This is a genomic window from Streptococcus sp. 2741 (assembly GCF_013276315.1).
GTDB lineage: Bacteria > Bacillota > Bacilli > Lactobacillales > Streptococcaceae > Streptococcus > Streptococcus pseudopneumoniae.
The window spans coordinates 1-9,210 of record NZ_VMKU01000108.1; the positions used below are offsets into that span (position 1 = coordinate 1).

Annotated in this window: 5 protein-coding genes and 2 pseudogenes; 3 read left to right on the forward strand and 4 right to left on the reverse strand. The window is 39.0% G+C overall.

The window, feature by feature from the left end; all coding sequences use genetic code 11:
* Positions 1 to 19 precede the first annotated feature (19 nt).
* Positions 20 to 3,388, reverse strand: a complete 3,369-nt coding sequence (locus HT671_RS09305; protein ID WP_240153278.1) for a type I restriction endonuclease subunit R — start codon at positions 3,386 to 3,388, stop codon at positions 20 to 22.
* 417 nt (positions 3,389 to 3,805) lie between these two features.
* Here HT671_RS09305 and HT671_RS09310 point away from each other — a divergent pair, with 417 nt between their 5' ends.
* A complete protein-coding gene (locus HT671_RS09310; RefSeq protein WP_000335401.1) occupies positions 3,806 to 4,354 on the forward strand; it encodes an ImmA/IrrE family metallo-endopeptidase in 549 nt (182 codons plus the stop codon).
* A 10-nt stretch (positions 4,355 to 4,364) separates the two neighbouring features.
* Positions 4,365 to 5,702: an FRG domain-containing protein gene (locus HT671_RS09315; RefSeq protein ID WP_230554377.1), complete on the forward strand. Its 1,338-nt coding sequence runs from the start codon at positions 4,365 to 4,367 to the stop codon at positions 5,700 to 5,702.
* 54 nt (positions 5,703 to 5,756) lie between these two features.
* Here the strand turns inward: HT671_RS09315 and HT671_RS09320 are convergent, their stop codons facing one another.
* From HT671_RS09320 to HT671_RS09330, 3 genes and pseudogenes are all read right to left on the reverse strand, one after another.
* On the reverse strand, positions 5,757 to 7,004 hold the full coding sequence (locus tag HT671_RS09320; RefSeq protein ID WP_172923139.1) for a toxic anion resistance protein: 1,248 nt from the start codon (positions 7,002 to 7,004) through the stop codon (positions 5,757 to 5,759).
* A 21-nt stretch (positions 7,005 to 7,025) separates the two neighbouring features.
* Complete coding sequence (locus HT671_RS09325; RefSeq protein WP_054392978.1) at positions 7,026 to 7,832, reverse strand: hypothetical protein; 807 nt, start codon at positions 7,830 to 7,832, stop codon at positions 7,026 to 7,028.
* Positions 7,833 to 8,493: 661 nt separating this feature from the next.
* Positions 8,494 to 8,907: pseudogene (locus tag HT671_RS09330) on the reverse strand (IS3 family transposase); the annotation flags it as partial.
* Between the two features lie 38 nt (positions 8,908 to 8,945).
* Here HT671_RS09330 and HT671_RS09335 point away from each other — a divergent pair.
* Positions 8,946 to 9,210 (forward strand): annotated as a pseudogene (locus tag HT671_RS09335) (IS630 family transposase); the annotation flags it as partial.

Here is a 9,210-nt window from a genome sequence, read left to right on the forward strand (position 1 = left end):
ATTTTCGAAGAGTATAAACCTATCTCCCTCTTAGCGGTAAGATATCCTCTGAAATCATGCGCATATAGTCCTCTTTGAGGGCTTTTTTGTATTTGAGTTTTGGTAGTGCCTTGTCTCCGTGGGCTTCCTTATAGGCCAGATAGTCCTGAGATTCCGTAATGGCTTTTTCACCATTTTGCTTGTCTCGTCCGATGCGGTAGTTGTCCACTACGAACTGGAGTTCATCCTCTCCTATCTGCCAATAATCTGCCGTTTCACGAATCTTTTTCTGGGTTGTTAGCTCAATCATCTCATCCAACTTATGGGTCACAGACTGCCCCTGATAGCTCTTAGCATCTGCTTGGACATTCTGCCAGAGTTTGGAGATGAGGCTGGATAACTTGGGATTGGATTTGTTCAAATCTTCGATATAGTTATCTACCAGACCCTTTTCCTTTTTACCGATGAGGTTTTCCCGATTTTCAATCAGGGCTTGGATGAGAGAGAGGATATAGTGATAGTTTATCTCGTCGGTGCGGATGGATTCAAGCTCATACTCGATATCCAGTAACACACCTTCATCTTCTTGGTCTTCTTTTCTGCGTCTGCGGAGTTCTTCGATGACATTGTGATATTGGCCGGCAAAGTTCTCGATGTCTTCTAAGCTGAGGCCAATCTCTCTGAGGATGACTTTCTCATCATAGTCAGAATAGATCTGTATAGAAGATAGGAGCTTGTCAAATTCTTGGAAGGCCTTGGCAAAGCGTTTTAATTCTGCATCTGTAGCCGTATCCAAATCAGGCACCTGCTCTGGACTTGGAGCGATGGCTAATAGTTGATGAACCTTCTCAAGAAACTTGGCCTTCTCCTCCTGCCATTCTGGGGCTAAGACACTGGTTTCGCCACCATTTGAGTAGAGGCTCAGAGCTTCATCCACCTTTTCTTTAAAACGGCCAGGCGTTTGGAAGGTGACGATTTGGCCGAATTTCTTGCCTTCATCAAAGAGGCGATTGGTTCGTGAAAAGGCCTGAATGATATGCTGTGGTTTCATGGGCTGACGATCCATGAACAGGGTCGATAGGCAAGGGGCATCAAAGCCTGTCAACAAGCGGTCCACAACGATAACCAAGTCCAACTGTTCCTCACGGAAGGCAAAGCGTTCTTTCTTACGGGCCAGACGGTCGTTGAGGTCACTATTGTAGGAAGCAATTGTTGCTAGGCTAAAGTGGGTACCAAACATGGCATTGTAGTCTTCTAGGCTCTCCTCCATGTAGGCTTGGTTGACATAGGAGTTTGCTTCATTTTCTGTCACAGAGTAAGTAATGGCAACCTTAGGGAAGTCTGGCAAAACCTTTTTAACATTTTCCGAAATGCTTAGAGACTTCTCTCCATTTTTGACTTGCTTAATCAGGTTATAATAGGCCTGCGCACGGACAATGCTTTTGACAGTCAAAATGGCTTCATAGGTTTTTCCTACCCCATTTTGGAAACCGAGTTTGCGTCTTGAGCGATTGAGAATAGCATCTAAAACGGCAAGCATATGTCCTTCGTCATCATAACGCTCCTCGTCAATCTCATCTTCTGCCCAACCAGGCATGGTCGTCTGATACTCCACATTAAAACCAAGAACCGCCTTGTCATGGATGGCTTCTTTGACGGTATATTGATGGAGGCAGTCACCGTACTGCTCTTCGGTCGTCTGAGCAAGGTCTCCTTTTTGTTCACGTTTATTTTCTGTAAAGATAGGAGTTCCTGTAAACCCATACCAGAGAGAATTTGTAAAGAAGTGCTCTAGGTGGCGTTGGCGTTCAGGAGTCACTGCGCGATGGCATTCATCGACGACAAAGGCTAGTTTGAGTTGCTTGATACGATTGTAGACCTTTTGGTGACGGCCTTCATCAAACTGACGAATCATGGCATTGATTTTCTGGATGGTCGTCACAACGACACGGCGGTCATCAGAAGCTAGATTTTTAACCAATTCCTGTGTATCATCGGTCTCGTCGATATCGATCATGTCATTCTCTGCGTAAGACTGAAACGAACTGGTCGTCTGCTGGTCAAGGTCTGTCCTATCAATCACAAAGATTGTCTTTTCGATAGATGGAATCTGGAGCAGATTGCGCGAAACCTTATAGGAGGTCAGGGTCTTTCCTGAACCAGTCGTATGCCAAATATAGCCCGACTGGCGCTTGCGACTGGCTTCACGGATAGCCTCAATGGCATGTACTTGATAGGGACGCAATAAAATCAAGGCCTTCTTGTCATCATCGATGACAGAATACTGCATGACCATCTCGTGGGCTCTCGGTATCGACAAGACAGACTCTGCAAAGTCAAATAGCTGGGGTTGGGGGCTATTTTCACTATCCACCCACTTGGTCAAGAAGCGTTCATTTAGCTTGTTGGCTTTGGCAGCTGCGATGTAGCGAGTGTCTGTGACATTAGAGACGACAAACATCTGAAGACTTGAAAAAATACCTCTGAACTGTCCTTCTTGGTCGTATTTCTTAATCTGACGGAAGGCATCCATATAAGGATGAGAACGGCTTTTCAGTTCGATTTGAATCATAGGCAGACCATTGATTAGCAAAGTCACATCCCCACGACGCTGGCGAATCCCTTCTCCGCCTGTGATGACTTGGTTGACAACCTCATAGCTGGATTTGCCACCAGCGACATTGTTTCTCCACAAGACTTCCAAGCGAATGGTGCCTAAACTAGCATCTTCACGTTGAACCTGCACCTTGGCAATGCCATTTTCCCCTGCTATCCACTTGGCTGCTTCGTAGAAGTTGACGAAATTGAGCTGGTTTTTAATTTGATTTTTCTCTGAATTTGTAAGGGGATGGTCTTGCAAAATGCGGACATTATTGGCTTCCAGCTTGGCAAAAAAGTTTCCCCATAGGAGGTCTTCTGTATTTAACTCAGGTCGATACACCCATTGACTTTCTCCCTTTGTCAACTGGTTGATCAAATCTCGCTCTATAGCCAATTCCTGTTTGGTTTTGGCTTTACCTGCTACAGGGATAGCAGTCTCATCTTTGGGAGAGAGTCTCTGGATGATATGGAAATCCTGCAAGGCGGCTTGATTGAGATATTGCAATTTTTTGAGAAGATCTTGCTCCGTCCCTTTAATGGCTTGATAGGCTGCCGTCAAGTCTTTATCTGCATCTAGGTAGTGATGGGGATTCTTCTTTATTTGAATATAACCCTGCACTAAATCTTCTAAACGTCTCAGCTGAATAGCAAGCTGGTTCTGGAGTTCCTGAGAATTGCTTCCAGATGCTCCTTTCTGGTTGATAGCTTCTAGGTATTCTACGATGGCAGTATAACTAGGCTGTAACTCAGGTGCTGAAACGATGAGTTCTTGCTCTAATTCTTTTGATAAGGTGTAAGCCATGTTCATACCCCATTTCTACAACGCAAAAAGCCTACCAAAAAGATTGGCAGGTTTTGAAAATGGGTATGAAAACGCAAGTTTATATATATATATATATATATATATGCAAGCTAGTTATTTGCTTAAATCTGAAAACCATAGGGACTCTTCCTTTTCATTCATCCAAGGCGTTGCGACATCGAAAAAACAGCGCCTTTACTTCCTTCTATTGTATCATAAAAGACTAGTAGTGAAAAGGTTTCCCATGGTTTTATCTCTTATTTCAGAGTAAAGGTAGTTTCTTTCTTAAATTTTCAATCTATCTATAGACTAAAAGATCTTTTTAGTTTAGAATAGTAATATAAACTATTTTTGTATCATGATAACTTAGAATAATTCATAATTTTTTAATAAAAATAAAAAATATAAATAGGAGAATTTATAATGTGTAAAGTCTATAAATATAGCGAACTATACTCAACAGATTTTATGTCTTATTTTGACAATAAAAAAGAAGTAATATCAGACATTGAACTTCAATCAGATGAATATAGTATAGATATTGATAAAATTATTGCTGAATTAGGAATTGAGGTTATAGAAACATACTTCGATTCGCATTCTGGAAAATATGATGCTGACACTAAAAAAATGTATGTTAATATTTTGGAACCGCTACAGCGTCAACGATTTACTAAGTCTCATGAATTAGGCCATTTTGTGTTAAAACATGAAGGAATTTCTGAACGTGAACAAACACCAGTAGCGAATGCTAAAGAAAGAGCTGCTAACCAGTTTGCAGCAGAACTACTAATGCCGCAAAAGTTAATCATAAAAGCAATCGATAGAATGGCAATAGATTATTCTATGACCTGGGAGGAATTAGATACTTTAAATGATGAAATTATTATTACTTATCTTGCTGAAAAATTAAATGTGTCCAATCCGGCTATGAAATATAGACTTATTAATTTGGGTGTATTGTCCATTTAAGGAGAATTTTATGTTACTTAGGGATAAATTCTATGAAAATTTAGGGACCTATTATTCATCCCCTGAAGAAATAAAAAATCAACTGAATTCAAAAATCTTTAATGATTTTAAAATAGTAATAAATATAATTGGAATAAACCAACCTCAGGAAGATTTAACACCAATTTACAAAATTCAAAATCTAGAACTCTCATCAACAAATAAAAACTCTAAATTGCAAGATGAAATCGATGATATCAATAAATATTTATTAAGTGCAGGTACGGGATTAGGATATAAAGATGAAAAAAATTCATGGAGTTTATTTTACTTAATAAAAGAAATGATTACATCGTTTCAAAGACAAGGCTATAATTACTATAGAGGACAAAGAGAAGATTGGGAAACAGTACCAGGGATATTTAGAAATTTACAAAATAGTGAAGGAAATAAATACTGTAACACTTTTGAATCTCTTTATCTAAATATCTCTAGAGAATTTCCTGATGAAGTTAAATATGTCCCTTTAAATCAAGAAATGTTAGATATCCGAGCTGATGAATTAGCTATCTTACAACATTATGGTTTGCCAACAAGTCTACTAGATATTTCCGAAAATCCATTCATAGCCATGTTGTTTATGTTAGGTTTTGGGAAAATAAAAAATCCTCAGTTAGAGTTCTATAAAATTGACTCCAGCAATGATAGTGAGAATGGAATAATTTCTTTAGTTCATAAGAAAATTACAAATAAGAGAATACGGGCACAAAAAGGTGCTTTTATAAATTTTGATAAACTTATTAAATTTATAAATTTTAAAAAAAATGAAATAGAATTAGAAAATTATAAACCTATCGATAGAATTATTCTAAATATCAAATTTAATATAGAGGCCTCTATTAAGTCTTTAAAAAATCAGCAAAGCTCTAATCATACTAAGCCAGAAGATGATCTATCTTCTAAAAATTTAGACGGAGTAATTAAATTTTTAGAAGGAAAGTCTGTCAAATCAGGTTCTGATAAAAATAATCAAGAGGAAAGAATTTCTGGCGACTACTATGAATTAATTCAAAGAGAACTTTTACGAAAGTTAAAAGAATACAATTATGAAACAAATGCCTTATTTCCAGATTTTTCAGACTATTTGATTTATAAATCTAAAGAATTCGAATTAAAAGATGATAAAAAATCTAATAGAGCGGTACTTAATGAATTAAAAAAAATTCAAATAACCTGCCTTATCATAAAAGCAAAAAGAATAGAAAAGGTAAATATAGAATCACAAGAGTCTGGAGAAAAAGTCTTTGAAATCAAAAAAACGCATAATATCAAGAATTATACAACCTTGATATTATGCGTTTTATTGTAGAAAGATTTACTTCATTTTCTCCTGAAATTGAGTTTTTCCCAGCATCCTTGTGTATTATTCTTGTACTTCTTTCTGGGCGTCCTTGCCTTGGTCGAGAAGGGCTTGGACGATTTTCTCATCGCGTAGTTTGACAGAATCGTTGATCATTTCTGCGGACTTGACGATAGTTGTTTCTAGTTGGGCACGTTTCTGACGACCCAATTCAATGGCAGCGACGATACCCTGGTTTTGAGCGACCAGACTTTCAGCCAGTTTGGTAACAGACTCAACAGCGACTGTCGGGCTTTGGGCAATTCGTTCCATCTGCGGAATCACTTCCTTACTGGTTTCAGCTAGCATCTGAAGGGCAGCATTATTGGCATTGACAATGGCATCTGCCACGACACCTGATTTCATGGATTGTTGCAAAATACCCAGTTGGGCAATGGAAAGTTTCATTGTCGGAATCGTATTACGACGAAGCATTCCCAATTTTTGGCGCATATCAGATGACACCTTCACAAGATTTCGCATCTGAGGTGTTGTTGCCCAGGCAACATAGAGACGGCTGACATACTCAGTATGTTGTTGTTCAAGGGTATTGACCACTTCAGCCATGCGGGCCAATTCTTGTGACTTGGTTTGGTATTCTACCGTACTTGTATCGAGTTGGTCAGCTTGAGCTTTCAGTTCTGCAGCGCGCTTGCCAGCTTCTGTCTGGCTGGCTTCGATAAAGGAAATCACTCCCACTAGATTTTCAATGGATTTGGTATTGTCCTCAATCAACATCTCAGCAGAGACGATATTTCGAGCTAGCACATCTTCTTGCTTGACCACTGCGGCAGCCATGCCATCGAGCTTTTGCTCTACTGTTTTTGAGTCAAAGTAAAATTCCTGTAGGGTATTCTTGCTCTTGTTAAACAGTCGTTGCAAAAAGTTTGGCTTCTCTTCTAACTCAGCAATTTCAGCGTTCTTGTATTTAACTACAAAGCCTTGCAACTCACGGTTGGTATTTTTGAGTAGATCATCCACTTGAGGAATCTGCAGTTTCTTTTGTTCTGACAAGATACGGTTGACTGTATTGTTCACACCTTCGACAGCAGATTGTCCAAAATCCAAAAGAGCATTTTGATTGGTGACAAACTGGTCTACCAACTGGGGCACGTGCGCCTTGATCCCTTCTTGTTGCTCAGGGCTCAGCTTCTCAAGGAAGGTCAAGGTCTTGTCTGAGCCAGTATTGGTCTCGATGATTTGGGTTGTCTTATCCACCTTAGCTACCGTATTATTGGCAATCTGGTCAATATCAAAATTAAATTCTGTCATGGTTACTCCTTTGTTTCTAACCTATTCTTTACGATCTTTTTCTAGGATACGCAAACTAATATCAAAATCACGCATATCTGTTTCATTGAGTTCTCTCAACACCTGGTCCAGCTCAAGGTCAAATTGTTCGATAGCTGATTTAGCTTGCTGTAAACGTTCTTCTGCTCGATTATAGTTTTTAGGATTGGCCTTAATCTTTAAATAGCCTTCTAAAATCGTTTTGAATTTCTCCATCTTCAAACTATGAATGGCCGTCAATTCTTCCTTATCCCCCTCGGCAGAGGTGGCAATCTTGTCTAAAATAGCCTGATGGTCAACGGCAATATTATCCAAGGTCTGAGACAATTCTGGAGCTAGTTCCTCTGGCTCCGCATTTTCAAGTTCTACCTGACTTTCTCTATCCAAACGTTCTAGCTGAACATCGATGTTTGCCCTTACTGTACGAACCTTTTTGTCAATACGGTTGTAGATATCAGCATCGATATAGGACTTGAGACAATCCGCCTCCTGATGGATTTCCCTCAGTTCGATCAATACTTGATTGGCCAGACTCTTATAGGAATCTGAACCTTTTTCTACTAAAGTTCCCTCCAATTGCTGAATATCCTTGTCCGCCTGACGAATACGAGCTTTTAAAAGCTCAATCCGATCGTCGAGAGAACGATCCTGCAAAAGAGGATAGCGCCAACGTTTATAGAGACGATAACCACCATAGCCTAGCAGGACACAAGCCGCAAGTGGGAGAGCATATTGAACCAAAAGGCCCAGTAAGAACAAGAAGCCCCAAAAATAGAGACAGCCTTTGCAAAAACCATTACCTGATTTCATAAACATTCCTTATTTTCAATTTATAAATCTATTTTAGCACAAAAGAGCAAAATGAGGGCGGAAATCCCCTAGAAAAGAGTTGATTTCTTTGCTGTAGAATGGAGGCTAGTAGAGCGTGGGCTAATTTCAGTAAAGCGGACTCAAACCACAGGCTTCAGTGTTATAAGATTGCGAAATGACCTCTGAGGACATATCAAAACAAAAGCTTGAAATATCGGAGGGGTTGTGTTAGAATGAACTTACAATGTGAGTAAAGTTACAGCATATGTAACTAAAAAGCCCCACCGTGCCACCGATGGTTTTTTTTGCTACCCTCTTAAAGGGTTAACCATTACTTCTTACGTTTCTTAAGCCATAACTTGAAAAGCTCAGATAACACGTTAATAAGTAACAGAGCTAGAAACACTGTGAGTAAAGTTTCTAACATCGGCAACACCTCCCTTCATTAAATTGAGGGGGCTAAAATATAGTAGATTGAAACTAGAATAGTACATCTGGATTTCTAAAATATTACTAGAAATTGATTTGATTGTCCTGATTGATTTGTCCTATTTTTATTTTATTTCTCTATATTATATCATCAAGATCACGTAATTCCCAAACAAAAACGCCTTTATGTGTATGTACTGATGCACTGATCCCAAAAAGTTAGACAATTAATTTAAGCAAAGGATTTAGTTCTGTATTGCACAGGGCTAAGTCCTTTTAGTTTTACCTTAATTCGTTTATTGTTGCAGTAATCAATATAGTCTACAATAGCTTGTTCCAATTGATTAAGCGATTGAAACGACTTCTCATAACCGTAAAACATTTCCGATTTCAGAATCCCAAAGAAGGACTCCATCATACCATTGTCTGGGCTGTTACCCTTACGTGACATAGATGGTTGGATTCCCTTATTCTTTAAAAAATGACGATAGAAATCGTGTTGGTATTGCCATCCTTGGTCACTATGGAGAATTGTATTTTCGTAATGGTTCTCTGTAAAGGCTTGTTCTAGCATAGCTTTCATTTGTACTAAGTTCGGCAAATAGGAGATAATTTCACTGTTAAAGCCATCTAAAACTGGTGATATAGTTGCTTAGTTTCAAACAAGCATGTTATAATAAAGCTATGGCATATAGTACAGATTTTAAACAGCGAGCATTAGATTACATCAAAGAGGGGCACAGCCATGTCGAGGCAGCCAAGGTTTTTGATGTTGGCGTCAGAACTCTCTTCACGTGGGAAAAGAACTTACGTGAACAAGGACACTTAGAGAGGAAAAAGCGAGTCGTCAAAAACCGAAAGATTCCTTTAGAGGAATTGAAATCCTTTGTAGAGGCTTATCCAGATGCTTTTTTACGGGAAATTGCGGCACATTTTGATTGTGCTGTCC